At 48.1% G+C, this 24,882-nt stretch carries 19 protein-coding genes; 12 read left to right on the top strand and 7 right to left on the bottom strand.

Annotated features, from left to right (window positions below):
* Positions 1-522: 522 nt before the first annotated feature.
* The 3 genes from P6574_RS09215 to P6574_RS09205 are packed head-to-tail and all read left to right on the top strand — an operon-like array spanning position 523 to position 4,956.
* Positions 523-2,052 carry a phytoene desaturase family protein gene (locus tag P6574_RS09215; protein ID WP_310620030.1) on the top strand — a complete coding sequence of 510 codons (1,530 nt, stop codon included), beginning with the start codon at positions 523-525 and terminating at the stop codon, positions 2,050-2,052.
* Positions 2,045-3,205, top strand: a complete 1,161-nt coding sequence (locus tag P6574_RS09210; RefSeq protein WP_310620029.1) for an FAD-binding oxidoreductase — start codon at positions 2,045-2,047, stop codon at positions 3,203-3,205. The genes P6574_RS09215 and P6574_RS09210 overlap by 8 nt, the downstream gene beginning before the upstream one ends.
* Before the next feature lie 35 nt (positions 3,206-3,240).
* Positions 3,241-4,956: an AMP-binding protein gene (locus tag P6574_RS09205; RefSeq protein WP_310620028.1), complete on the top strand. Its 1,716-nt coding sequence runs from the start codon at positions 3,241-3,243 to the stop codon at positions 4,954-4,956.
* Here the strand turns inward: P6574_RS09205 and P6574_RS09200 are convergent.
* The 3 genes from P6574_RS09200 to betA form a co-directional block, all read right to left on the bottom strand.
* Positions 4,901-5,542 (bottom strand): TetR/AcrR family transcriptional regulator, encoded by a 642-nt coding sequence (locus P6574_RS09200; protein ID WP_310620027.1) that lies wholly within the window; start codon positions 5,540-5,542, stop codon positions 4,901-4,903. The two genes, P6574_RS09205 and P6574_RS09200, sit on opposite strands and share 56 nt — an antisense overlap.
* A gap of 158 nt (positions 5,543-5,700) precedes the next feature.
* Positions 5,701-7,164 (bottom strand): betaine-aldehyde dehydrogenase, encoded by a 1,464-nt coding sequence (betB, locus tag P6574_RS09195; protein WP_310620026.1) that lies wholly within the window; start codon positions 7,162-7,164, stop codon positions 5,701-5,703.
* Between the two features lie 33 nt (positions 7,165-7,197).
* The gene (betA, locus tag P6574_RS09190; protein ID WP_310620025.1) at positions 7,198-8,850 is read right to left on the bottom strand and encodes a choline dehydrogenase; all 1,653 of its coding nucleotides are present in this window, start codon (positions 8,848-8,850) and stop codon (positions 7,198-7,200) included.
* Positions 8,851-9,204: 354 nt separating this feature from the next.
* Between betA and P6574_RS09185 the strand changes: the two genes are divergently transcribed.
* The 3 genes from P6574_RS09185 (at position 9,205) to choV (ending at position 12,139) form a co-directional block, all read left to right on the top strand.
* The gene (locus P6574_RS09185) at positions 9,205-10,161 is read left to right on the top strand and encodes a choline ABC transporter substrate-binding protein (protein ID WP_310620024.1); all 957 of its coding nucleotides are present in this window, start codon (positions 9,205-9,207) and stop codon (positions 10,159-10,161) included.
* Between the two features lie 107 nt (positions 10,162-10,268).
* Positions 10,269-11,114 (top strand): choline ABC transporter permease subunit, encoded by an 846-nt coding sequence (gene choW / locus P6574_RS09180; RefSeq protein ID WP_310622136.1) that lies wholly within the window; start codon positions 10,269-10,271, stop codon positions 11,112-11,114.
* Positions 11,111-12,139 carry a choline ABC transporter ATP-binding protein gene (gene choV, locus P6574_RS09175; protein ID WP_310620023.1) on the top strand — a complete coding sequence of 343 codons (1,029 nt, stop codon included), beginning with the start codon at positions 11,111-11,113 and terminating at the stop codon, positions 12,137-12,139. Before choW ends, choV begins: the two co-directional genes overlap by 4 nt.
* Positions 12,140-12,203: 64 nt before the next feature.
* On the opposite strand, the gene P6574_RS09170 is transcribed toward choV, so the two are convergent.
* On the bottom strand, positions 12,204-12,824 hold the full coding sequence (locus tag P6574_RS09170; protein ID WP_310620022.1) for a LysE/ArgO family amino acid transporter: 621 nt from the start codon (positions 12,822-12,824) through the stop codon (positions 12,204-12,206).
* A gap of 131 nt (positions 12,825-12,955) precedes the next feature.
* Between P6574_RS09170 and P6574_RS09165 the strand changes: the two genes are divergently transcribed.
* Together P6574_RS09165 and P6574_RS09160 are read left to right on the top strand one after the other, a co-directional pair.
* Positions 12,956-13,147 (top strand): hypothetical protein, encoded by a 192-nt coding sequence (locus P6574_RS09165; protein ID WP_310620021.1) that lies wholly within the window; start codon positions 12,956-12,958, stop codon positions 13,145-13,147.
* An 11-nt stretch (positions 13,148-13,158) separates the two neighbouring features.
* Positions 13,159-14,058 (top strand): LysR family transcriptional regulator ArgP, encoded by a 900-nt coding sequence (locus P6574_RS09160; RefSeq protein WP_310620020.1) that lies wholly within the window; start codon positions 13,159-13,161, stop codon positions 14,056-14,058.
* Between the two features lie 99 nt (positions 14,059-14,157).
* Here the strand turns inward: P6574_RS09160 and P6574_RS09155 are convergent, their stop codons facing one another.
* The 3 genes from P6574_RS09155 to P6574_RS09145 form a co-directional block, all read right to left on the bottom strand.
* Entirely contained in the window at positions 14,158-14,970 is an 813-nt protein-coding gene (locus P6574_RS09155; protein ID WP_310620019.1) for a ferredoxin--NADP reductase, read from the bottom strand.
* A gap of 377 nt (positions 14,971-15,347) precedes the next feature.
* The gene (locus P6574_RS09150; RefSeq protein WP_310620018.1) at positions 15,348-17,618 is read right to left on the bottom strand and encodes a TonB-dependent receptor; all 2,271 of its coding nucleotides are present in this window, start codon (positions 17,616-17,618) and stop codon (positions 15,348-15,350) included.
* Positions 17,619-17,627: 9 nt separating this feature from the next.
* Positions 17,628-18,959: an MFS transporter gene (locus tag P6574_RS09145; RefSeq protein WP_310620017.1), complete on the bottom strand. Its 1,332-nt coding sequence runs from the start codon at positions 18,957-18,959 to the stop codon at positions 17,628-17,630.
* A gap of 335 nt (positions 18,960-19,294) precedes the next feature.
* Here P6574_RS09145 and P6574_RS09140 point away from each other — a divergent pair, with 335 nt between their 5' ends.
* The 4 genes from P6574_RS09140 (at position 19,295) to P6574_RS09125 (ending at position 24,816) form a co-directional block, all read left to right on the top strand.
* Entirely contained in the window at positions 19,295-20,917 is a 1,623-nt protein-coding gene (locus P6574_RS09140) for an FAD-binding oxidoreductase (protein WP_310620016.1), read from the top strand.
* Between the two features lie 42 nt (positions 20,918-20,959).
* Positions 20,960-22,579, top strand: coding sequence for a glycerol-3-phosphate dehydrogenase/oxidase (locus P6574_RS09135; RefSeq protein WP_310620015.1), 1,620 nt, complete (start codon positions 20,960-20,962; stop codon positions 22,577-22,579).
* 59 nt (positions 22,580-22,638) lie between these two features.
* On the top strand, positions 22,639-24,180 hold the full coding sequence (locus tag P6574_RS09130) for an FGGY-family carbohydrate kinase (protein ID WP_310620014.1): 1,542 nt from the start codon (positions 22,639-22,641) through the stop codon (positions 24,178-24,180).
* 108 nt (positions 24,181-24,288) lie between these two features.
* Positions 24,289-24,816 carry a GNAT family N-acetyltransferase gene (locus P6574_RS09125; RefSeq protein WP_310620013.1) on the top strand — a complete coding sequence of 176 codons (528 nt, stop codon included), beginning with the start codon at positions 24,289-24,291 and terminating at the stop codon, positions 24,814-24,816.
* Positions 24,817-24,882 lie beyond the last annotated feature (66 nt).

The raw sequence follows: 24,882 nt of genomic DNA, 5'->3' as shown, positions 1-24,882 counted from the left end.
TTATCATTCTCGTCGCACTCAATAAAATCACCACTCAGGTCAAACACAAGGTGAAGTGTATAATTACTTTCACCCAGTTCACGCTGATTGCCCCTCTTGCCATTCTTAATCATTAAACCGAAATAATTAAGCATTAACAAACCAGAATATCCTCAATTTTATATAAACGGGAATTTCTAGGTCGCCCATATCTAACAACTTGCCCACGGTATTTAAGTGACACATGTTCTTCGAACATCCAGACAACTCAAGTTAAATAGAAAGAACAGCGCTGCTGCTCGTCGGTTACCGTTTCATGGAGAAAGGTTTTTAAGGCATGAATATGGTAAAAAATGCCTTACAAAATGTTTATGGAATATTTTTAAATTATTTTATTCCGAATATTATTGATGAGTTGACAGATATTCAGCAACTTCATTAATCTTAACGATGTAAAGATTAGCTGGATATTTGGAATTTTCTGATTCTGTTTGGCGTCATCGATGCGCTTGAGGAAGTGGAGGTAAGAGTATGGGAGACTCTATGAAAGACTTTGATGCGATTGTGATAGGCGCGGGTAACGGCGGCCTTACAGCGGCTGCAACCCTGCAGCAAAAAGGCCTGAGGACCTTGCTCATAGAGCGCCATAATATCCCCGGGGGCTGCGCAACTTCATTTGTGCGTGGTGACTACGAGTTCGAGGTTGCCCTCCACCAGCTTTCCGGAATGGGAACAGAGAAGCACCCATTTATTCTGCGCCAGCTATTCACAAAGCTTGGTATTATGAATAAGCTGGAGTTTGTTGAGGAAGCTTCTCTCTATCGCTCAATTGTGCCGGGAAAACTTGACATCACCCTTCCCGCTAGCAACCGGGGAATTTCAAAGGTCTTAAAAGAAAACTTCCCAGAGGATGCAGGTGCCGTCGATGGATATCTAGAACTATGTAAAAACCTGACTATAGAAGCCTATATGCTGCTGCCAAACATCAGAAAAACTGGAGATACCAAGGCATTAGAGAAAAACTGTGGTAACTACGTCAAGTATGGGCTGCGCCCCGCCTCCAAAGTTCTGGATGAATTCTTCAAGAATGAAAAACTGAAATTCCTTCTAGCTAACTATTGGGGCTATGTGGGCATGCCTCCTAACAAAATTGCATTTGTTGATTTGGCGACAATGTTCTTTGCGTACGCTACTTACAAACCCTATCACGTTAAGGGAGGGTCTCAGGCCCTTTCTAATGCCTTGCTTGAAGTCTTCCTTGAGGCAGGCGGTCAGGTCCGCTTCAATTGTGCAGCTGAAAAAATCATTGCAACGAACGGTGCTGTACAAGCTGTCGGAACCGAGCACGGGGAAGAATACAGCTGTCACCATGTGATTTCCAATGCCAGCTCAATTATTACCTATAATGAATTGCTGGAAAGCGACAGACCAATTCCGCAAGTGAAAACAGACTTTAAATCGCGCAGTCTGGGCGTTTCAGGTTTTGTAATCTATCTTGGTCTGGACTGCACGCCGCAGGAACTGGGAGTCACCGAAGCTTCCACGTTCATCAGTAAAGACCTGAACCATGAAGAAGCCTACAGGCGCGCTTCATCACTGGAAGACCCTACAGGCTGCCTACTGACCTGTTATAATCTGGAGAACCCGAGCGCAGCACCCAAGGGCAAAAGCCATGTTGCATTGATGTGCATTCAATATGGCAGCCAATGGGAGAAGGTTCCCGAAGCCGATTATGCCAAAACCAAGTATGCTCTGGCAGACAAGCTTCTAGATTTGGCAGAAACTGCCGTTCCCGGCATTCGTGAGCATATCGAAGAGGCTGAGGTGGCAACTCCTCTTACCATGATGCGGTATCTCAACACACCGGGCGGGGCAATTTACGGCTTCGACCAGGATGCATCTGACGCCACTCTCTTTCGCGATAACTCAAAGGAAATCAGCGGGCTTCATCTCGCGGGCGCATGGAGCGGAATGGGAGGCTTCCAGCCTACCTATCAAGCGGGAATCACCACAGCCTCCGCTATTGCCAAGAAACACAAAGCATTGACTGAAAAGGTTACCGCTCATGCCTGAGAATATTTTTTTAAGCGCCATTAACGGTTACGACGAAACGATCACCGAAATTTCAAACCGCGAGAAAAACGGAACTGACTTCAGTGAGGCCAAAGGCGAAGTAACCAAGTGCATTAACAAACTTCACCCAAAACGTCTGAATCTGACAGTCAGCAAAGTCATTTCCGAAACGCCTACCTGTAAAACTCTTCGGTTGAAACCTGAGGCAGGCCTCTTGCCCCCTTATCAGGCTGGGCAGTATATCAACATTTTTGTAGATATTGACGGCGTCAGCACAGCACGACCTTTTGCCATCTCTTCCGCCCCTTCACAGCGCGAATATTATGACATCACAATCCGCTATATAGCAGAGGGGTTCGTTAGTCGCTTCCTACTGGAAGAAGTTCAGGTAGGACAGACCTTTGAAACAACCGGACCTATGGGGTCTTTCTACCATAACCCACTGTTTCACGGTAAGGATCTTGTATTTTTAGCTGGCGGGTCCGGCGTAGCCCCGGCCATGAGCATGATCCAGTCAATCATTGATCAGGGTCTACCCTATAACTTCCATCTGATCTATGGATCCAGAACCGTTGACGACATCATCTTTCAAGATCAACTTAAAACGCTGGAAAGCAAGCATGACTTCCTGAAGATATCTGAGGTTATCTCCGAGCCCGATACTGCCTACGCCGGCACAACCGGCTTTATTACTGCAGAGCTTATCGGTGAGCTTTTGGGAGAACTTACCGGTAAAATGTTCTACATCTGCGGTCCCACAGCAATGAATGAGTTCTGCAAGGAAGAGCTTTGCAAGCTCGGAGTGCAGGACAAACGCATTCGTATGGAAGTGAACGGGCCGCCCAAGAACCCTGAAAATTTAGAGTTTTGGCCTGAGGGTGTTTCGCCGCAAGATATGGTCACCGTAACCGTGCAGGGTAAGGGGAGTTATCAGGCACTGATTGGGGAACCGCTGCTCAACTCTCTGGAACGCAATGGTTATGGTGCTGAAAATGCCTGCCGTTCTGGTGAATGCAGCTTATGTCGGTGCAAATTGGTTTCAGGGAAAGTGTTCAACCCATCTGAAGCGAAACTGCGCGCGTCCGACCGCACATTTGGATGGCTGCACTCGTGTGTCGCTTTTCCAGTCGAGGATATTGAAATCCTACTCTAGCTATACAAAACCATAAGAACTTCTTGGGGGGAAGAATGACGAATATAACAATAGATGGCACACAAAAGCCATGGACGCAGTTCTATATGCCGGAACAACTGGACTTTGATCCAGAAAATACGGAGTTTGAGCGTTATATCGATATATGGGATAGCGCTGTTGCGTCTCATGGGGATCGCGTCGCCTTCTCCCTTGTTTTGCAAAGCGGTGATATTTTAGAAAAAACCTACAAGGAGATGGACCGCCACATCACGGAGATGGCGGCCTATCTCCGGCACACGCAGGGCCTGAATGAAGGAGATGTTCTGGCCATTCAGCTCCCCAACAGCATTCACTACCCCATCGCTCTTTTGGGAGCCATGCGGGCTGGGCTAACGGTGACAAGCATCAATCCCATGTATTCGGCAAGAGAAATTGTTCACCAGCTCAACGATTCGGGCGCTAAAACTCTTATTGGCTTCAATATGTTTGCAGGCCAGATTGAGAAGGTTCAAAAACAGGTTGCACTCTCGCAAATTATACTGGCCGCGCCATGGGAATTTTTCCCCTTTGTCACCTCCAATAAAATCAAGTTTTTTCTAAGCAACGTGCAGAAAGCTGTTCCTGCAATTAACTTTGCCTATGAGCCTTTTGAAGGGGCTTTGAAAAAAGGACGAAAGACGAAGAAGACAGAATTTCCTATTCTTTCTATCAATTCAGACAGCCCAGCAATCCTGCAGTATACAGGAGGCACAACCGGCGTCAGTAAAGGAGCCGTGCTCACCCACAAGAACCTGACTTCTTGCGTGTCCATGACCCTGACCTTAAGCGACCGGGTTCTGGTGACAGAGGAACAGGTGAACATTTTAACAGTTCTACCGCTCTACCACATTTTTGCATTCATGCTAAACCTTTCCATTTCTTTGTGTATTGGGGCACGTAACATCCTCATTCCCAATCCCCGCCCCTTGAGTAACCTAAAACCTGCTTTTGATGCCTATTCCGTTGACTGGCTTACCGGCGTGGAAACTTTGTACGCGGGCCTACTCACCGAGAAGTGGTTCACCAAAAATCCACCGGCGATTAAGCTGAGCATTGCCGGTGGCACTGCTTTGAGGCCTGAAACGGAGCGAAAGTGGGAAGCCCTTGTTGGCCAGATTTGCGAAGGGTATGGCCTGACCGAGACAGCCTGCGTTGTCAGCTTCAATATTCCAGATCATACCAAGAAGCTGGGGACCGTTGGCATACCTACAGCAGGTATTTCCATTCGGATTGAAGATGACGACGGCAATCCTGTAGAATCTGGAACTCCAGGGCACTTGCTCGTGAAAGGCGCCAACGTCACCAAGGAGTATCTCAATAGACCGGAAGAGGCTGAAAAAACCTTCAAGGGTGGATGGCTTTCTACGGGAGACATCGCAGTCATGGATGGCAATGGATACCTGTCTATCGTTGACCGCGAGAAGGATATGATCCTTGTGAGCGGATTTAATGTCTTCCCCAACGAAATCGAGAATATCATTACAGAAATTGAAGGCGTTGCGGAGGTTGCTGTGATCGGTATCCCTCACGTAAAAAGAGGTGAAGCTCCTAAAGCTTTTGTTGTCGCCAACAGCGGGTCACTGTCTCAAGCGCAAATATTGAATTACTGCAAGGAACACCTAACAGCCTATAAAGTCCCTGTTGAAGTGGAATTCATGGAAGATCTACCAAAAACTATTGTTGGGAAGGTTCTGCGGAAGGAACTTCGGAACCTGAAACCTGCTGAGTAATACGGCTAGCAAGTAACGTGCGAATATAGTCCTCCTTCCCTGTTTCCGGTAAACTGAGCAAGCCTTCGTTAAACAGGGAAGCAAGGCCATGAACGAGAGCCCATGCGCGTGCAGCCAGCACTTTGGCTTGCTGATCACTATGGCTTAGGGGTTTAAACCCTTCCTCCAAAAGTCGATAGGCCCTCCGAGCCTGATTAGCGAAATTCTGAGACTGTTCCTTTTGCCTTTCTGGCACTTGAAGGTGTCCACTTACAAACATTGCACGGTATATCTCAGGATTGTTTAGGGAAAACTGAACGTAAACCAACCCGTAACGGGTAACGCGCTCGGTTGCCGAGAGGTCACCTATGGCACATACTTCCATTTCGTCGGCGAGTTCTCGAAAGCCATCGGCGCAGATCGCTTTAACAAGATCTTTTTTACTACGAAAATGTCCATACAACGCAGGCGCACTCACCCCAACCTCTGCCGCAACGACGCGAAGTGATAAACCATCCAGTCCCTTTTCCGCAAGATATTTACGACCGGCCACAAGTAACGCACTGGCCAAATCTCCGTGGTGGTATGGTTTCCTTTGATCTTCCACTCTAACGAACCTCTCCCAGTAAAATTCGGAGTATAAAGGAATTTCGCACCTTACCCCTAGCGTTCAGGAAAGTTCTCCCCAAGGGAAGATAGGTATATAAGGGAACTACAAAAAGTAAAAAGGCCTACTTAACACGCAGGCCTTTCACATGTTTCGGCTTACCAGCCTGCTTCCACATCACCCATCTCAACATAGATGGATTTGACCTGAGAATACTGGTCCAGAGCCCAGTGCCCGTTCTCACGGCCAATACCTGACTGTTTAAAGCCGCCAAACGGCATTTCAACGGGTGTCAGGTTGTAGTTATTGATCCAACAGGTGCCAGCTTCCAGCTGATCGATAACGCGGTAAGCTTTCTGGATATCTTTTGTAAAGACAGCCGCAGCCAGACCAAACTCGGTATCGTTTGCCCGCGCAATCACATCGTCTTCCTCGGAAAACTCAAGAACACACATAACCGGGCCAAAGATTTCCTCTTTAGCAATGCGCATGGTGTCTTTTACATCCGTGAAGACCGTCGGCTCCACAAAAAGGCTTGAACTTACGCCCTCAACAGCAGGACTCCCGCCACCAAAGGCAAGTGTTGCACCTTCTTCTTGACCAAGTTCAATGTAAGAGCACACCTTCTCATGCTGCGCTTTGGACACAAGCGGACCAAGCTGGGTGGCTTCATCCATAGGATCGCCAATAGTAATCTTCTCGGTTCGCTCTTTCAAGTTTGCAAAAAACTTGTCCTTGATGGCGCTATGAACGAAAACACGCGTGCCGTTTGAGCAGATCTGGCCCGTTGAATAAAAGTTTCCATTCATGGCGGCACCGACTGCATTTTCAATATCCGCATCTTCAAATACGATGATCGGAGACTTACCGCCCAGCTCCAGGCTAAGGTGCTTTAAGGACTGTCCGGCACTTTCAGCAACTTTCTTGCCTGTGGGCACGGAGCCAGTTAAGGAAACCTTGGCAATTTGCGGGTGGTTCACAAGTGTGGAAGCAGCTTCACGGGTTCCCTGCACCACATTGAATACACCAGCAGGCAGGCCAGCTTCGGTGAAAATTTCCGCAAGTTTTAAAGCACTTAGAACCGTCAGTTCAGATGGCTTAAAGATCATGGCATTGCCAGCAGCAAGGGCAGGAGCAGCTTTCCATGAAGCAATCTGGATTGGGTAGTTCCACGCACCAATGCCCAGACAGATTCCAAGAGGCTCCCGCTTCGTCAGAGCGTATGAACCGCCCAGATTAATATGCTCCCCCTTTTCAGTAGCAGCAATACTCGCAAAATACTCCAGCGCTTCGGCGCCAGATGCAGCGTCAGCCACAAGCGTTTCCTGTAGAGGTTTGCCGGTGTCCATTGTCTCAAGCTCGGAGAGTTCCTGATTTTTCTCTCGCATCAAGTCCGCAGCTTTTCTCAAAACACGAGCACGCTCAGCAGGCGCAGTCTTACGCCAGACCGTAAACCCCTCTCCCGCAGCGCTCATAGCCTTTTCAATAACGGCTGGCGTTGCAGAGTGCACACGAGCGATAACGGCCTCTGTCGCAGGACTGATGCTCTCAATAGCCTCACCCGCTGCGTCCTCCAAATATTCACCATTCACATAATGGGATGCTTTTGGTTGGTACTTCATTTCAAATACTCTTTTTCAATCGTTCCGTGAGGCTTAACGCTGTTGCGTTTCCCAGTCCGGGTGAATCCAGGGCTGCTGTAGTACAGCTGGCAACGGATCCTTACCAAGAATATGGTCCGCAGCCTTTTCTCCAACCATTATAGAGGGTGCATTCAAATTACCATTTGTAATCTGAGGGAAAATAGAGCTGTCTGCCACCCGAAGTCCTTCAATGCCAATCACACGGCACTCAGGATCCACAACTGCCATTTTGTCTTCAGCATCTCCCATGCGGCACGTGCCACACGGATGGTAGGCACTTTCGGCATGCTCCTTAATGAAATTATTTAATTCTTCGTCAGAAGCCACTGAAGAACCTGGTTGAATTTCCTTTCCCCTATATGGGTTAAAGGCTTCCTGCGCAAAAATTTCCCGAGTAAGATGGATACAGTTTCTAAAGTCCACCCAGTCCTCTTCATGACTCATGTAGTTAAAGTGCACACGAGGCTTTTCACTTGGATCAGGAGATGTCAGCGCAACGTTTCCGCGGGACTTGGAGCGCATGGGGCCAACGTGAACCTGATAGCCGTGCCCTTCAGCCGCGGCCTTGCCATCATAACGTACGGCAAAGGGAAGGAAATGGAACTGGACATCAGGATACTTGATACCAGCTTGCGAGCGAATAAAGCCACAGCTTTCAAAGTGGTTGGACGTTCCCAATCCCTTTTTACCAAAGAGCCACTGGGCCCCAATCATTGCCTTCGAGAACAGGTTCCAGTGCTTGTAAAGGGTGATAGGCTGCGTACAGGCCTGCTGGAGATAAAGCTCCAGATGATCCTGAAGGTTCGCGCCAACACCTTTACGGTCCGCAACGACGTTGATCCCGAGCTTTTGCAGGGCTGCCGCATCCCCAATTCCCGAGTGCATTAAGATTCTTGGAGAGTTGATAGAGGAAGCTGAAAGGATAACCTCTCGATTACAGAGGAGGGTCTTTACTTCACCTCCTTGAGAATACTCCACCCCAACGGCTCGGCCATTTTCAATAAGGACTTTGCGAACAGCACAGCGGGAGCGAATATCTAGGTTACCTCGGGACTTGACCGGCTTGATATAGGCATTTGCAGCGGACCAGCGGCGCCCCTTATGGACTGTCATCTCCATCTCGCCAAAGCCTTCCTGCCGCTCCCCGTTATAATCCTCGGTGAACGCATAACCTGCCTCAACGCCAGCATCTATAAAGGCTTTATAAAGCGGGTTCCAGCCTGTGCCGCGCGAAACATACAACGGCCCCTTTCTACCACGCCAGTCATCATCACCCACTCCAGCATTTTCCAGTCGCTGGTAATAGGGAAGCACATCTGCATATGACCATCCTCTGGCCCCCATCTCTTCCCAATTATCAAAGTCACAGGCATGACCGCGAACATAAACCATTCCGTTTATGGAGGACGAGCCCCCCATAACTTTGCCCCTTGGTGTTGGAAGTGTACGCCCCCCCAAATACTTCTCCGGGGCAGATTCATAGCCCCAATCGTACATTGCCATGTTCATGGGGTAGGACAGCGCAGCTGGCATTTGAATAAACGGGCCAGCATCAGTTCCACCGAACTCAAGCAATACGACATTTATTTCAGGATTCTCGGAGAGGCGGTTTGCCAGAACGCAACCAGCGGAACCGGCACCAACAACAATATAATCAACACTCATTGGCTTTTTTTATTTTCAGGCATTATACCTGCCTTATGTTATCTGGGAATACGGCTAGAGGGCCCTACAGAAAACCACACCTTGTGTGCAGATCACGCGCCCTGATATTTGGAATTCAACAACGAATATCGCTGTACTGTTTCTTGGCACCTGTACCTGAAATCAGACCCTTTGAAAAGTAAGTACACTAATAAATTCTAATTTATTAACATAGCAAACCTTGATTTTTTGCGTAACTGTCTATATTGACGCACCCTTGTATGGATTTGGTGCGATGTAATTGAAGTATAGATCTGACGACATTCACCGTTGACTGCGCTTTGCTATAAATCAAATCTCTTTCGAGGATGTCCAATGGCTAAAAAACATAATTTTAAAAACTATATCTCTACTTTTACTTTCGCAATACTAGTAGGCATTAGCACCGCCAACGCAACTGAAGCAAATGGCTGTAACACAGTTCGCTTTTCAGATGTGGGCTGGACAGACATTACAGCTACAACAGCTGTCGCCACGGTACTTCTTGAATCAATCGGATACAAGACAGATGTAAAAGTTCTTTCTGTTCCAGTAACTTACCGGTCAATGGCCAGTGGAGATATTGATGTTTTCCTCGGCAACTGGATGCCAACTATGGAAGCCGATATTGCCCCATACCGTGAAGCCGGAACAGTTGAAACTTTAACAACGAACCTAACAGGCGCCAAGTATACTTTAGCTGTTCCTAAGTATACCTATGAAAAGGGCCTCAAGGACTTTTCAGATATCGCCGACTTCTCCGAGGACCTTTCTGGGAAAATTTACGGCATCGAAGCTGGCAATGATGGAAACCGTATCATTCTGGACATGATTGAAGAAGGCGCTTTTGGCCTCTCTGATTTCTCGTTGGTCGAATCCTCAGAGGCTGGGATGCTGTCGCAAGTTGCACGCGCTGACCGTCGTGAAAAGGACATTGTTTTCCTTGGCTGGGCCCCTCACCCTATGAACTCCAACTTTGAAGTTGAATACCTATCCGGTGGTGATGATTTCTTTGGACCAAATTTTGGCGGAGCTGAAGTTATGACCAATGTACGCAAAGGGTATGCTGAGGAGTGCGGAAACGTCGGTAAATTCCTGAAAAACCTACGCTTCACGCTGAAAATGGAAAATGACGTCATGAACGCCATCCTTAATGATGGTGAAAAGCCAAATGAAGCTGCGCAGGCATGGATTGAGAAAAATCCTGAATCTTTGAACGATTGGCTCGCAGGCGTAAAGACAAATGATGGTAAAGACGCTCTGACAGCTGCTAAAGCAACTCTCGGCCTCTAACTCTCTACAAAATTCAAATCTTAAGCAGTGGTAAAATTTTGCCACTGCTTTATCATAAATGGGGCAAAGAGACCCCTAATTAAAATAAACACAACTGAGGTTTCATGTTGAACTGGTTAACAGACTACAAAATCCCCCTAGGAGACTGGGCAAACGAGGGGGTAAACTGGCTCACTAACCACGCAACATGGTTCTTCGATGCTGTATCTATCGCAATCGAAACCTTCATTGACGGTGTTCTATGGATCCTTCAAACTCCCCCTCCTCTTTTGACAATTGCAATTGTCACCCTTGGCGCATATCTTGTTCGCCGCTCTATTGCCTTTACGGTATTTGTAGCCCTCAGCCTGCTTCTTATTGTTAATCAGGGGTATTGGGAGGAAACAACAGAAACACTCTCGCTTATCCTCTGTTCCACCTTTGTGTGTATGCTCATTGGCGTTCCCGTGGGTGTTTATTCAGCGCACCACCCGCGCTTTTTTGCAGCCATTCGCCCGGTTCTGGACCTGATGCAGACGATCCCGACTTTCGTCTATCTGATCCCGGCTCTGATCCTGTTCGGCCTGGGCGTTGTTCCCGGCCTCATCTCCACGGTGGTTTTCGCCCTACCAGCCTCCATACGCCTCACACAAATCGGCATTTCGTCAACGCCCGTTGACCTCTTGGAGGCCGGTGAAGCTTTTGGAGCCACCTACTGGCAGAAGCTGACCAAGATTGAGTTGCCCTACGCCATGCCGAATATTCTGGCGGGCCTTACGCAAACAATCATGCTCTCCCTTTCCATGGTGGTAATTGCGGCACTCGTTGGCGCTGATGGCTTAGGTGTTCCAACACTGCGAGCACTAAACACAGTGAATATATCGCAAGGGTTTGAAGTGGGTATCGCAATTGTTCTCATCGCAATCATTCTGGACCGATTTTTCAGGGCAAATGATGCGGGAGGCAACCGATGACCCATCCAATGATTTCCTTCAAAGATCTCTCCATCGTTTTTGGAGATGCTCCTCAAAAAGCATTCCCGCTCATTGATGCTGGTAAAACACGCGAAGAAATTCAGAATGAGACCGGTCAGCTAGTGGGTGTTGCCCACGCCAGCTTTGACATTAAACAGCGTGAACTCCTCGTGCTCATGGGCTTATCTGGCTCTGGAAAATCTACACTATTGCGCGCTATAAATGGCCTCAACAAGATTTCTCGCGGTGAAGTCCTCGTGTGGGACGGCCAACAGGCGGTAAACCCGACCACCTGCTCCGCCCATAACCTTCGCCAGTTGCGCCGTAACAACATCGGCATGGTATTCCAGCAGTTTGGCCTTCTACCTTGGCGCACTGTCTATGACAATGTGGGCTTTGGTCTTGAGCTTTCAAGTATACCAAAGAGAGAACGCGCAGCGCGTATTGAACAGCAGTTAAAGCTGGTTGGCCTAGATGCTTGGGCGGACAAGTATGTACACGAACTTTCCGGTGGCATGCAGCAGCGCGTAGGTTTGGCAAGGGCCTTTGCGACAGAAGCACCAATTCTGCTCATGGATGAGCCGTTTTCAGCTCTTGACCCTCTCATCCGTAATCACCTTCAGGACGAGCTTTTGGAGCTACAAGAAAAGCTGCATAAAACGATTGTTTTCGTATCACATGATCTGGATGAAGCCGCCAAGATCGGCAACCGTATCGCAATCATGGAAGGCGGGCACGTTGCGCAGATCGGTACACCACAGGACATCATGGAAAATCCTGCGGATGACTATGTAGCCTCTTTCCTTTCGCAAATGAACCCACTCAACGTTCTACGCGCGAAAGATATCATGCGGCCGCTATTAGGGAACGATCAACCCACCGAGTTCATAGAGTGTGATACCCATACGGGAATGAGAGATGTAATCAAACAATTCCAGTCTCATTCCAAGGCGTTGACGATTACAGAGAACGGTAAGGCCGTAGGAATAATCACTGAAAAAGATATACTTGCGCACTTAATTTAAGCGCGCATAAGCATTATCGCCCATCTCAGTCCGCTAGGGTTTTGCGGACTGAGATACAAGCTCCCTACCCCATCGAGAGCGTGGATAATAGCAACTTAGTGGCAATAGCCCACATCACGATCCCCACACAAAACTCCAGAACCTTCCAAGCTACAGCGGTTGCCAGAAGCGGCCGTAACATTGCGGCGCCATAACCAAGACTTAAAAAGAAAAGCAAAGACGCCGAGATTGCACCGGCAGCAAACGCCACTTCAGCATCTGGAAATCTAAGAGAAACGGCACCTATCAGGAAAACAGTATCCAGATAAACATGTGGGTTCAACCAAGTCAAAGCAAGGCACATGGTGAATGTCGGCGCCCAGCCAACACCCGCGGCGACTGCCGGATTAAGCGCAGTTTGTGAGGCTATTGACGCATAAAAACTACGTGCCCCGTATGCATACAAGAACGCCGCACCAATGTATGAGAAATACATTTCCAGCCAGCTGTATTGTGATATGAGCACTTCAAAGCCAGCCACCCCAGCGGTGATTAAAAGTGCATCAGAAAAAGCGCAGGTTAGTGCCACCAACCCAATATGCTGCCCCCGCACCCCCTGCCGAAGCACAAAAGCATTTTGCGCCCCGATGGCAAGGATGAGTCCGAACCCGACACCAAAGCCGGTGATATAAGCATCCGTACTCACCTAAGCACTCCTGCGCTAGAGGCAAGGCAGAAGCAAACCTGCTTTTTAAAAAATACTATGTGGCTTAAGGGCAGTTCATGCCTGCTGCTATTGGTCATTGAAATCCTTGCTCTCACCTTAATCATCTCGTCATGAAGTTTCCAATTATGGAAGGGCAGAAAGCTGCAGGCAAACAAGAAATATTCATGCTGCACGAAACACATTCAGGTGATTGCAACCACATTCGGTTTCCACTAGGCCTGTTGACCTACTGTGAGCGGACCGATAGTGGTGGAGAAGCTTTAGCAGGTGAATTTTGGAAATTAGTGCCTTCAAAATTCTGAAGGGGGGACCTATGGACTATGCAGGATTGCGGGCGCTGGCTGCTGTTTTGGAAGAAGGGACATTTGAGCGTGCTGCAGAGCGTCTCGGCCTCACTCCCTCCGCCATTTCCCACCGAATTCGGGCGCTGGAAAGCCAGTTCAGCACCCAGCTTATAGTGCGCTCCACCCCTTGCTCTGCGACGCAAATGGGAGACCAGCTGATTCGACATTTCGAGCGCGTTCAGCTCTTGGAAAAAGAACTGCAAAGCAAACTAAACCTTTCAGATCCCCGTGCAGGCCAACGCGCCAGAATTCGCGTTGTGGTCAATGCGGATAGTTTGAGTACATGGTTTATGGAAGTCATTGGCCTTTACTTTCAACAGACCGGAAACCTGCTGGACATCATTGTAGAGGATCAAGATTACGCGCAGGACCTTCTGGCTCAAAGCAAAAGTGACGCTGTTGTCTCAGCCCTAAACACAAGTCAACTGGATAAGAGTGTTCAGGCCCTTGGTATCTTGAGGTATCGCGCGACAGCAACCCCTCGCTTTATGGACACGGTTTTTAGTGATGGTGTCACAACAGACTCCCTGCTCAATGCCCCATTAATAAACTTCAACAGGAAAGATGGCCTGCAAGCACGCTGGATTGAGCAAGCCGTAGGAAGAAAGATCGCGCCCCCAACGCACTATATCCCCTCCTCCTCAGCCTTTGTGGAGACATGTCTTTATGGCGTGGGCTGGGCGATGAACCCCGAGCACCTCGTATCAGACTATCTTGAAAAGGGGCAACTTGTGGAGTTGATACCGGACCTTACTGTGGATGTGCCATTATGCTGGCAGATCAGCCCACTGGCAAGCGAGGTATTAAAGGAATTAACCGACTGTGTCGTGCAAGTTGCGGGCAAGAAACTCCTTCCCGCCGCAACCTAGTTTAAATGAGAGCCCTTGCCAGCGCCCTCATTTAACTGGTTACTGTCTATGTCTAATCAATAGTCAAGACAGCTCTTTAAAGTCATTGACTTGAGCTCGTTAGCCCACAAAGGCACGCTCAACCACAAACTCAGCAGGTTTGTTGTTGGCGCCTTCATTCAAGTCATTCTTTTCAAGTAAAGCTTTCGTGTCTCGGATCATTTCCATGGAACCGCAAATCATACCGCGGTCAATGGCCGGATCCAGGGGGGGAACACCAAGGTCCGTGAAAAGCTTGCCGTTTTCAATAAGGTCGGTAATACGGCCTTGGAACGGATAGTCTTCCCGTGTCACGGAGTTATAAAGCTTCAGCTTGCCTGCAGCCAGTTCGCCGATCAAAGGATCATTAGAGATCTCCTCGCAAAGATCTTGACCATATTTCAGCTCTGCAACTTCACGGCACGTATGGGTGAGAATAACTTCCTCAAACTTTTCATAGGTTTCAGGGTCACGGATGAGGCTAGCAAATGGCGCAATGCCGGTTCCGGTTGAGAACATGTAAAGGCGCTTACCGGGCACCAGCGCATCGTTCACCAAAGTGCCTGTTGGCTTCTTCTTCATAAGAATAGTATCGCCAACCTCAATCTTTTGCAGGTGCTGTGTCAGCGGGCCATCTGGAACCTTGATAGAGAAAAACTCCAGCTCCTCATCCCATGAAGGGCTGGCAATGGAGTAAGCCCGAAAGAGCGGCTTTCCATTGATCATCAAGCCGATCATCACAAACTCGCCCGAGCGGAACCGGAAGCTGGAAGGGCGTGTTATACGGAAGCGGAACAAACGGTCCGTATAGTGCTCCACCTTGGTCACTTTTTCAGCGAAAACATTTGCTGGGATGGCCTGAGCCACTTCCTCACCTTTCATGGCAACATTCATTCTACCTTGCACTCCAAAGCGGCTAAATAAAAAATTAGTGTTCGTACCTGTATAGATCACCCACCAACAAAGGCGAAGACCTTGCGTCCTTGTAATCCAACGGATCTGTAGAATTTCGTTCCTGTTTTTTTCTTTCCCTTAGAATGCCGTTCAAGGCAGGAAATCACCCTTTTCAAACAGATTCCCAAACTACCCATCGATACGGGCTTTACAGACTAGTTAAGGGGTCAGATGCGCCGGCGCAAGGTGATAATTGTCACAGGGCTGAGGCTAAGGTGGCGGCCAGAAAACTCAAAGTACGAAGAGCAGTCTAAAGCCGTTCAGAGGAAGGTGCAAAGGAGAGCCAGCATTGGCCCTCCTCTACCTATCTGAGAGTTTTAGAAGGATTTAGTGTACTTCAGGAAGAAACGCTGACCTTCGATCAAAACTTTACGGTTCCGAACAGACGTTGCAGAAGTATTCATATATTCGGCATCGAACAAGTTCTCTGCACCAATCTGGAATTGACCGAAGTCTGAATCATAAGCAAGGCTGGCATTTACTGTGAACGTGTGATCCAGCTTGTAGTCACTATCATTTTCAGTTCCGTCATGTGCGCTTCGGCTAGAACCGTATACAGCTTCACCATGTACGCTTACACCATTGTCCCAACGGTAATCACTGTAGATGGTCGCAGTATATGGCGATCCGATACGACTATTTGGAAGATCAGCATCAATTTCTCCGTCTCCATCACTGTCATAACGGCCTTCATTATAGGCCAAAACTGCGCCAATGTTCCATTGGTGATTTATAGCCGCCGTTGCATTCACTTCCACTCCCCAGATATATTCCTTCTGTTGTTGCATCTCAAATGTCTTGGCATCAACAGTAATACCTTCATCTGACGTAGAAACATAACCAGAAGCAGAGAACGCATATTTTCCGTCGTTAAAGCGTGTTCCAATTTCATAGTTATTTACAAGCATCGCTTCAGGAGCGATGGAGGAAAAGTCAAACGTTTGAGGAGTACCATTATTTACATCAGCCCCATATAAAATACTTTGCTGATCTACTGCATTTCTCGTAAATGAACCAACATCTGGAACAGAGTATCCCTGAGAAAATCCAGCAAAAAAGTCTAATTCATCTGTCGCATGTAAAACACCACCGATATTGAAAACAGTGGCTTTATACTGCTTTTTACCGCCTTTTACATACGCTTCTGCAACATACCAATTCGGCCAATCATATACATCACTTTCAGAATTTAGCGGGTAGAAAAGTTCGTAATCCTCATCATCTTCATAGTACAAACCAGCTGGGCGCGTATAGTCTTTTACATCAAGATAGAAGCGCTCGTGGCGCACCCCCGCCTTGAACTCAAACCTGTTACCAACAGGTACAGAGAGCTGCCCAAACGCAGCGTAGGAATGCTGCTTCATGGGTGAAATTATATCCTGACCGTCCTGCAGAACTTGCTTAATATCATTGAAACTATAATCAAGACCATATGTGACGTGAGCTCCCTCTACGAACCAGTCAATATCTTTAGCTAAAGTGACCCTACTCCCAATCTGCATGGCTTCAATAGTTTTTTGCGCATAACTATCGTCTATAGATGTGTTGTTTAACTTATACTTATAAGGGTTATACTCACCATATGGAGTATAAGCCGATGTTTTTTCTGCATCATTATAATAGGCTTCCAGCTGTAAATCCCCGAGAAAACCAACTTCGTATACATTCAGCTTTGCACTGATGTTTTTACTGTCCTCTTCAGGGTCTTCACCCTGATATGGACTGTCATAGTCAATCGATACCGGAGAACTACTATAATCGCTGTTGTAATCAATATCTTGATTCATCTTCACAAAGTTGGCGTATAGGCTGATGTCTGCGCGATCGCCTTCATATTCGACCTGCCCAGAAATATTGTATTGCCTTACTTGTGAGCCACCGCCTTGCCCAGTAAGAGGATCCTCTGAAATTCGGCGCCCTTCACCATCATACATGTCGCCTGTATCTTTAAACTGACCATTAAACTGGGCATTGACGCCGCCTTGCCTGTAAGATGCTTCGACAGACTTAACAATAGTCAAACTATCTTCAAGATCGCGCCCAGATGTTGATATGGTAGAGGAAACGCTCCCACTCAAACCTTCTTTCTCAGCAGCTTTGGTAATGATATTGATTACACCACCTGTACCGCCATCGCCATAAACAGCACTTGCTCCATTCACAATTTCAATGCGCTCAATACTACCTGGATCAATCAGGCTAAGCGCACGGCTCATGCGACGCAGTGCCGTGGTCCGAGGTGTACCATTTACAAGTATTTGCGCTGAACGGCCACGGAAATTTTGTCCTGCACCAGAAAGTGTCTGATTGTCCAAGTCCAGACCCGGAACTATTTTGGAAAGGTAGCTTGCAACATCACCAGAGGCAGCAACGCCCTGCTTCAGTTGTTCCGCGCTAATCACCTGTACAGTGCCGGGTATGGAGGAAACACTTTCTTCAGCGCGGCTTGCTGTGACAACAACGGCGAAAGTATCCTGTTCTTCCGTTTGCGCTTCCTGCGCCAATGCTTGAAGTGTGAACACGGGAGCAACTGATCCCAGCATGGCCAGCGCAAGAGGTGTCAACCTCCGTTGTTTAATCGAAGACATACTCTATTCCTATTTTGTCGAGAGAGTTGAGGTTGTTAAAGTCGGTTTTGCGGAGGTATCGCTCGGCTCTGAAGGCTTATAGGCCCGATCGAAAAAAGCCATGGACACGGCAATACCAAGAAGAGAAAGAGTGGTTGCAAGGCTGAACAGCGGGCCGTAGCCCAAGTACTGCCCAATAGCCCCCGCACTAATGCTACCCAGCATATAAACCAGCAGATTTGCGCAACTTAAAATTGTGAAGTCCGTTCCAGCTTGACGCAAAGAGCTGGAACGCATGAAAGCGCTGTAAAGGCCAACGATTTCCATATAGCGGATGAACGTATTTGCAGCAGACAAGGCCACAAGAACAGCAAAGCCCTCATAGGCGACAAGCGCCACAGCGGCGTAGCCCGCAAAGCAAAGGGTTCTCAACCCGCCAACTGTCCAAAGGAACGTGCGTAGGCCAAACTTCTTGATGACGACCACAGCCGCTGCGGAACCACCCAGCCCCACGCATGCAGCCGATCCTCCGCTCACAACTCCGATTTGAGAAAGGGAAAACCCAAAATCCACCAAAAACGCCTGCTCTACGCCTTTAATTAACCCTTCAGGCAGGCGGAATAGCATGGCAAAGCAAAGGATAATCAGAGAGTTGCGGCTGGAAAAGAATGTGAAGATGGAGGGTTTAGCTGAGAACGCACACTCGAAGCTAGCATCCTTACGCAGTCCTGTAGCTTCCTTGGTAAAAAGAATGGGCAGTAGTGCCAGAAATGAAAGAGTGGCAGCGGACCCTAGTGCCACGCTCCACCCAAACATGTCATGCATAAACAGAGAAAGAGACCCACCCAACAGCACGCCTGCTGCCACGCTTCCCCCTTGAATAGCATTACCCAAAGGCTGCCAAACATCCGGCAGATGCTCTACAGCATAACCGTCTGTCGCGATATCCTGCGTCGCGCTGGAAAGGGCCAGCATCATTAATAGCGGAAAGAGGAGTTTTTGATCTTGCGCCGGATCCAACCCCGCCAAAATCAGAACAATCACCACAGAAATCAACTGGGCTGGAATAATCCAGCTGCGACGTTTGCCAATGCTCTTGAAATAGTAGCGATCAACGATAGGTGCCCAAAGAAATTTGAGTACCCATGGAAGCATGAGGATGGCAAGGGAACCGATGGCAACCAGACTGATTCCCTGTTCCCTGAAGATAGCCGGTAGCGCCGCCGCAACGAGATATATCGGAATTGCCTGAGCAATATATAACCCAGTCAGGACGAGGATAGTTGAATACGCAAGTGCAGGATCCTCACCCTTTGCAAGCAACCCCCGCCGATTACGAGAAAACTTCGCCAAACCAAACATACGTAAACATCCAGACAGATTAAGCAATGGCTGGCTTGAACGGTTGTGCTCTGGCTGACCTCAACGTGAGGATTTCTATAAAATATGAGTTGTTAAGTCAACTTAATGATAAAATTATGGTCAAATTGTGCAGACTAATCTGTGCAGGCCTGATTTTCAGCATGGAGAAATGAGGAAAAACCTAATCAAAAGACTAGGTAGCCCACTCCAGCCTGTGCTGTAGGCTAGTCACTACTACCTACTTTAGATTACTAGTACGAACTGTTGCCGGTTCACGGGAACGATGTGCTCAGGAACATTAATGGGTTTCAGACGCGACGACCGGGGGGAGAGTAATGCGACGTTGGAATAGCTGGGGTGATAGCAGCATAAATGTGGAATTACCCGAAAGCGCAAAGGAATTTTTAACAGAACGTCTAGGTTCATCACAGCCTTTAGCCGATGCAGGTCTTGAAGAAGTTCTGTCGAAGGTTCCCCAAAGCAGGTTACCCCTTCATCCGTTGATTGACAGCAGTGCGGAGGTGCGGCTGCACTATGGGTCCGGCCAGAGTTTTCCTAATTGGCTGGAGATGAGAAGCGGGCAGTTCCCCCATGTAACAGACGGTGTTGCTTTTCCAGAATCTAGTGAGCAAGTCGCTGAGCTTTTGCAATGGGCAAAAACCAATGATGTAATCGTGGTCCCTTATGGTGGCGGTACATCAGTTGTTGGCCATTTGGATATCGGACGACAAAGCAAACCGGTTTTAACCATTGCAATGACGCGAATGAACCTGCTGATTGATTTTGATGAAGAAAGTCTTATTGCCACATTCGGCGCGGGGGCTAACGGTCCGGAAGTAGAGGCCCAACTTGGGGCTCTTGGCTATACGCTCGGCCACTTCCCGCAGTCTTTCGAATTATCGACCTTAGGAGGATGGGTGGTAACCCGTTCCAGCGGCCAGCAGTCTTTACGCTACGGCCGTATAGAGAAAATGTTTGTTGGTGGACGCATGGAGACACTGGACGGTCCCTTGTCTCTTATCCCCTTCCCCGCGTCCTCTGCTGGTCCCGACTTCAAAGAGCTAGTGTTGGGATCTGAAGGTCGCATTGGCATCTTGACCGAGGTAAAAGTTCAAGTTCAACCCTTGCCGGAACACGAGAAATTCATCACCTATTTCCTACCGGATTGGGCAACAGCACTTTCAGCGGTCAAAACCCTTGCCCAGCGGAATGTCCCCTTATCTATGCTGCGGCTTAGCAATCCAACTGAAACAGACACTAGTCTGCGCCTAGCCGTTGAAGAGAATAAACTTTCTAAACTTAATTTCCTTTTCAGACTAAAAGGGCTTGGTGACCAGAAGACCATGCTCACAGTGGGATATACGGGTGCAGCTGATCAAATCCGGTACGCCCAGCGTCAAGTCACTTCTATTTTGAGCATGTTCAAAGCAAAGCGTGTCTTAAGCAAACTTTTCGGAAATAAGTGGGAAGAAGGGCGTTTTAAAGGTCCTTACCTGAGAGAACCTCTCTGGAAGGCAGGATACGCGGTTGACACTTTTGAGACTGCACTAAACTGGTCTAATCTTGGCGGATACTGCGAGGAGGTGGACCAAAAGATCAGCGAGGCCCTGTCGTACATCGGGGTTCGCGTTCTATCATTCTCTCACCTTTCCCATGTCTATCCTCAAGGGTCGAGTGTTTACACCACCTACGTGTTCCCGTGCGCGCCCACCTATGAAGAAACTTTGGATCGCTGGAAAGTAATCAAGGAACTCGCATCCAAAACAGTCGTAGAGCACATTGGGACGATTAGCCATCAACACGGAGTGGGGAGGGATCACGCGCCATATCTGGAAGATGAAAAAGGATCGCGCGCCCTTAACGCTCTGGATGCAATCCTAGAGCATTTTGACGATGGGCAGAGGCTCAACCCCGGTAGCCTTACTCCCTCCCTCAATAAGACATGTGAGACCGCATAACATCCACGACAGGTTTATGTCCCGGTTTAGGAGACTTGATCAGTGACCCTCCTTGAAACATCTGCTTCAAGAACAAGTATTTTGCATCAAATAGCTGCAGTTCCTCAATGGGATCTCATCGTAATTGGCGGTGGGATTACAGGAGCTGGCGTCGCGCTTGAGGCTTCACGTAATGGCCTGCAGACACTATTGATCGAGCAGCGAGACTTTAGCTGGGGCACCTCCAGTCGCTCCTCAAAAATGATACATGGCGGGCTACGCTATCTCAGTCAAGGGGAGATCAAACTCACCCGGGAGTCTGTCAGGGAACGACAACGCCTTCTGGCAGAAGCCCCCGGCCTGATTGAACCACTCAACTACCTTTTCACTTTTCGAAAAAAATCCTACCCGCCACGCTTTCTTATGGGGACTTTGATTAATATCTACGGCCTGATGGCAGGCGGGCGAAACCACAAGTATCTAAAGGCTAAGGCTACAAAGAAATTCCTGCCTCAACTGTCCGATAATAATCTTCTTGGCTCAATACAATATTCAGACGCTTTGACCGATGACTGCCGCCTAACCCTTCGAACGCTAGAAGAAGCCCGTGCACATGGCGCTGTTACGATTAACTATATGGAAGCTGAGGATCTTATATGCTCTGGAGGAAAGGTTATTGGTGTTGAGGCGCGGAATTCCATAGGTGGTAAAATCATTTCACTCCACTCAAAAGTAACAGTTAATGCAACAGGTGCATGGGCAGATAACTTGCGCACCCAAACAGGGCAGAAAGCGCAACTACGTCCATTAAGGGGTAGCCATCTTGTTGTTCCCTCTTGGCGTTTAAACGTGCATCAGACATTCGCCTATTTGCACCCTCAAGACAAGCGTGGTGTATTTGTCTATCCGTGGGAGGGCAAAACCGTAATTGGAACAACAGATCTGGATCATAAATCCGATTTAAACACCGAAGCGACAATCACAAAGGAAGAAATCAAATACCTTCTGGAAGGTGTAAATCACCACTTCCCTTCATCATGTTTGACTGAAAGCGACATATTAACCACTTGGTCAGGCGTGCGCCCAATTGTAGCGCGAGAAGGACAAGATCCAAAGAAGATAAAACCGTCCCAAGCCCGGCGAGATCACTGTGTATGGGAAGATCAGGGTCTAGTGACAGTTACAGGTGGCAAGCTGACGACCTTTCGCGCTATTGCGCAAGACGTACTTTCCTGCGCAGCCCCCTTACTTGGCATCACACCTGCGAGTCTCAATGCGGCTCCTCTTTTCCAAAACATTGGACCCGTTACTTCGAAAGAAGTCAAAAAGCTCAGCATCCGATTTGGGCCGCAAACACTTCGTCGTTTGAAGGGGTTCTATGGCCTGCACCTTAAGAGCCTCCTCAGTTCCGCCACTGATGATGATCTATCGTTCATTCCTGGTACAAAGCGCTTATGGTGCGAACTACAGTGGGAAGCTTGCCACGGTATGATCGTACACTTGGATGATCTCCTGCTTCGCCGCATGAGAATCGGGTTCATTCTTCCAAATGGAGGGCAGTTACATGCAGGCAAGTTTGAAAAAATATGCAGGCAATCTTTGGGGTGGACTAAAGAGCGGTGGACCTATGAGTGGGACCGGTATATCAACATCTGTCGAACCTCTTACTCACTACCCCAATAAGTCAACCTCGTTGCAATTGCTTCTATCAAGCCAATGGTCTCCCGCGGAAAAATCATCGAATGAAAGATACAGTACTTGTCATAGATAATGGTACCCAGAGTCTTCGTGCACTCATATTTGATTTCCAAGGTAATTTGCTCTTTAAATGCCAACTTCCCATTACTGACTACTACTCTTTAGAAGCGGGCTGGTCAGAAATAAACCCCGGCCACCTTTGGGAACTGGTGGGCACAGCCTGCAAACGACTATGGAGACAAGGGGCTGCCCCGCAAGCAGTCCGCGCAATTGCTGTCACCGCCCAGCGTGGTACCCTTATTACTCTGGGGTCGCGTGGTGAAGTCATTAGAAATTCTATTACCTGGATGGATGAGAGGCTTGAGGCTAACAATAAGCCCCTACCTTTTGCACTGCGTACTGCCTTTTTCTGTGCAGGTGTCTCCCAGTCGATCAATAAAATACGCGAAGAGGCAAAGGTAAACTGGCTTGCCCAGAATGAACCGGAATCTTGGAAGCAAACTCAAAAAGTCTTACAGGTTTCCGGCTTTTTAAACTACCGGTTAACGGGCCTCTATAAAGATTCAGTAGCATCTCAAGTGGGTTATGTTCCCTTTGACTATAAAAACAAGCGCTGGGCTAACTCTTCGCACTTCCTGTGGAAATTGTTCGATGTAAAAGCCTCCCAACTTCCAGAGCTCGTGCAGCCCGGTGAGTCCATTGGACCTCTTAATGAAGAAGCGGCCTCCCACCTTGGCCTCGCCCCTGATCTTCCTGTGATTGCTGCAGCCTCAGATAAAGCTTGTGAGGTTGTTGGTAGTGGCGCAATCGACCCAACAGTTGCCTGTATCAGCTACGGCACTCGAGCCACGATCAATATTCACTCTAAAACCTATTTTGAAATTGAACGCCCACTCCCTGCATACCCTGCAGGTGTTCCTGATATGTTCACCCCTGAAGCCTCGGTCATATTAGGGTATTGGATGGTCAATTGGTTTAAGAATGAATTCGGACATCCTGAAATTCTGCGATCTCAGGAGATGGACACACCAACAGAAGCATTCTTTGATGAACTCTTGGAAAAAACGCCGCCTGGATCCAACGGTCTTGTTCTCTACCCAAAATGGGGAAAAGACAATGGACAAAACAAGAACAACAAGGGCGCAATTATTGGATTTGGAGAATATCATACACGGGGGCATTTTTACCGTTCAATTATTGAAGGGATAGCCTACGAACTAAAGTATGGCCTAAGGAAAATCGAACGGAAAAGCCGCATGCCAGTGAAAACACTACGTGTGTCAGGAGGTGGATCTCAATCAGATGCGATCATGCAGATCACTGCTGACATATTTGGAGTTACAACAGAACGCCCACACACGTTTGAAACTGCAGGCTTAGGAGCTGCAATTTCTGCCAGTGTCGGTATTGGTGTACACAATGACTTTCCATCTGCTATGGAATGTATGACCCGACAAACTGACATTTTCACCCCGGACCCTGAGACTAAGGAACTCTATAAACAGCTTTATAACGACGTTTTTCGCAAAATACCCGGTAGGCTCGCCCCGCTAAACTCGGCCTTGCAAAGTATTTTACCCTATTAGAGGCACCTTTATTGATTGAGCGCATCTGATTTCAGGTGTTGCGACACCCGTTAGAAACACTAACATTGTACATATTTTCAAAAAATATAGATTTGCCATGGAGAGACTATGAAAATCCGAAGCGCTACAGAAAATGATATTCCCTCCATCTTAGAACTTCACAATGAATCCATAAAAACTCTCACGGCAATCTGGACAGATACTCTTGAAAACATTGAGGAAAGGATCCTATGGCTCCATAAACAACAGGAGCAGAAGTTTCCCGTTTTGATTGCTGAGGACGAAGGCGGCAAGTTCTTGGGATATGCCAGTTATGGCCCATACCGAGCAAAATCTGGATATTCCTTAACCGCTGAACATTCTGTTTATGTTTCCGAGCAGGCACGGGGGCGCGGTGCGGGGGCGTTTTTGTTAGAGGCGATTATCAAGTGCGCAAGGGAAAACGGATTTCATGTTCTCGTAGCCGCAATAGACAGTGAAAACGAGGTCTCCGTGAACCTGCACCGCAAGTTTGGCTTCAAAGTTACAGGAATTCTACCTGAGGTAGGATATAAATTTGGCCGATGGCTTGACTTGACCCTAATGACACTTACCCTCAATAGGGAGACAGCACCTCAGAAAAAAGTTAGTATTTAGCTCCTCATATAGCAAATACTATAGGGTGTCTGGTAGATAACTTGTTCCTACCAGACACCCTGTCAA

This window comes from Pseudovibrio sp. M1P-2-3, from assembly GCF_031501865.1.
GTDB lineage: Bacteria > Pseudomonadota > Alphaproteobacteria > Rhizobiales > Stappiaceae > Pseudovibrio > Pseudovibrio corallicola.
Note: the sequence above shows the minus strand (reverse complement) of the source record. Positions and strands in the feature narration are given on the sequence as shown.

Bases quoted from the DNA above. Each gene is read 5' to 3' on its own strand.
- P6574_RS09215 (WP_310620030.1), top strand. From the start codon at position 523: ATGAAAGACTTTGATGCGATTGTGATAGGCGCGGGTAACGGCGGCCTT.
- P6574_RS09210 (WP_310620029.1), top strand. From the start codon at position 2,045: ATGCCTGAGAATATTTTTTTAAGCGCCATTAACGGTTACGACGAAACG.
- P6574_RS09205 (WP_310620028.1), top strand. From the start codon at position 3,241: ATGACGAATATAACAATAGATGGCACACAAAAGCCATGGACGCAGTTC.
- betB (WP_310620026.1), bottom strand. From the start codon at position 7,164: ATGAAGTACCAACCAAAAGCATCCCATTATGTGAATGGTGAATATTTG.
- betA (WP_310620025.1), bottom strand. From the start codon at position 8,850: ATGAGTGTTGATTATATTGTTGTTGGTGCCGGTTCCGCTGGTTGCGTT.
- P6574_RS09185 (WP_310620024.1), top strand. From the start codon at position 9,205: ATGGCTAAAAAACATAATTTTAAAAACTATATCTCTACTTTTACTTTC.
- choV (WP_310620023.1), top strand. From the start codon at position 11,111: ATGACCCATCCAATGATTTCCTTCAAAGATCTCTCCATCGTTTTTGGA.
- P6574_RS09165 (WP_310620021.1), top strand. From the start codon at position 12,956: ATGAAGTTTCCAATTATGGAAGGGCAGAAAGCTGCAGGCAAACAAGAA.
- P6574_RS09160 (WP_310620020.1), top strand. From the start codon at position 13,159: ATGGACTATGCAGGATTGCGGGCGCTGGCTGCTGTTTTGGAAGAAGGG.
- P6574_RS09155 (WP_310620019.1), bottom strand. From the start codon at position 14,970: ATGAATGTTGCCATGAAAGGTGAGGAAGTGGCTCAGGCCATCCCAGCA.
- P6574_RS09150 (WP_310620018.1), bottom strand. From the start codon at position 17,618: ATGTCTTCGATTAAACAACGGAGGTTGACACCTCTTGCGCTGGCCATG.
- P6574_RS09145 (WP_310620017.1), bottom strand. From the start codon at position 18,959: ATGTTTGGTTTGGCGAAGTTTTCTCGTAATCGGCGGGGGTTGCTTGCA.
- P6574_RS09140 (WP_310620016.1), top strand. From the start codon at position 19,295: ATGCGACGTTGGAATAGCTGGGGTGATAGCAGCATAAATGTGGAATTA.
- P6574_RS09130 (WP_310620014.1), top strand. From the start codon at position 22,639: ATGAAAGATACAGTACTTGTCATAGATAATGGTACCCAGAGTCTTCGT.
- P6574_RS09125 (WP_310620013.1), top strand. From the start codon at position 24,289: ATGAAAATCCGAAGCGCTACAGAAAATGATATTCCCTCCATCTTAGAA.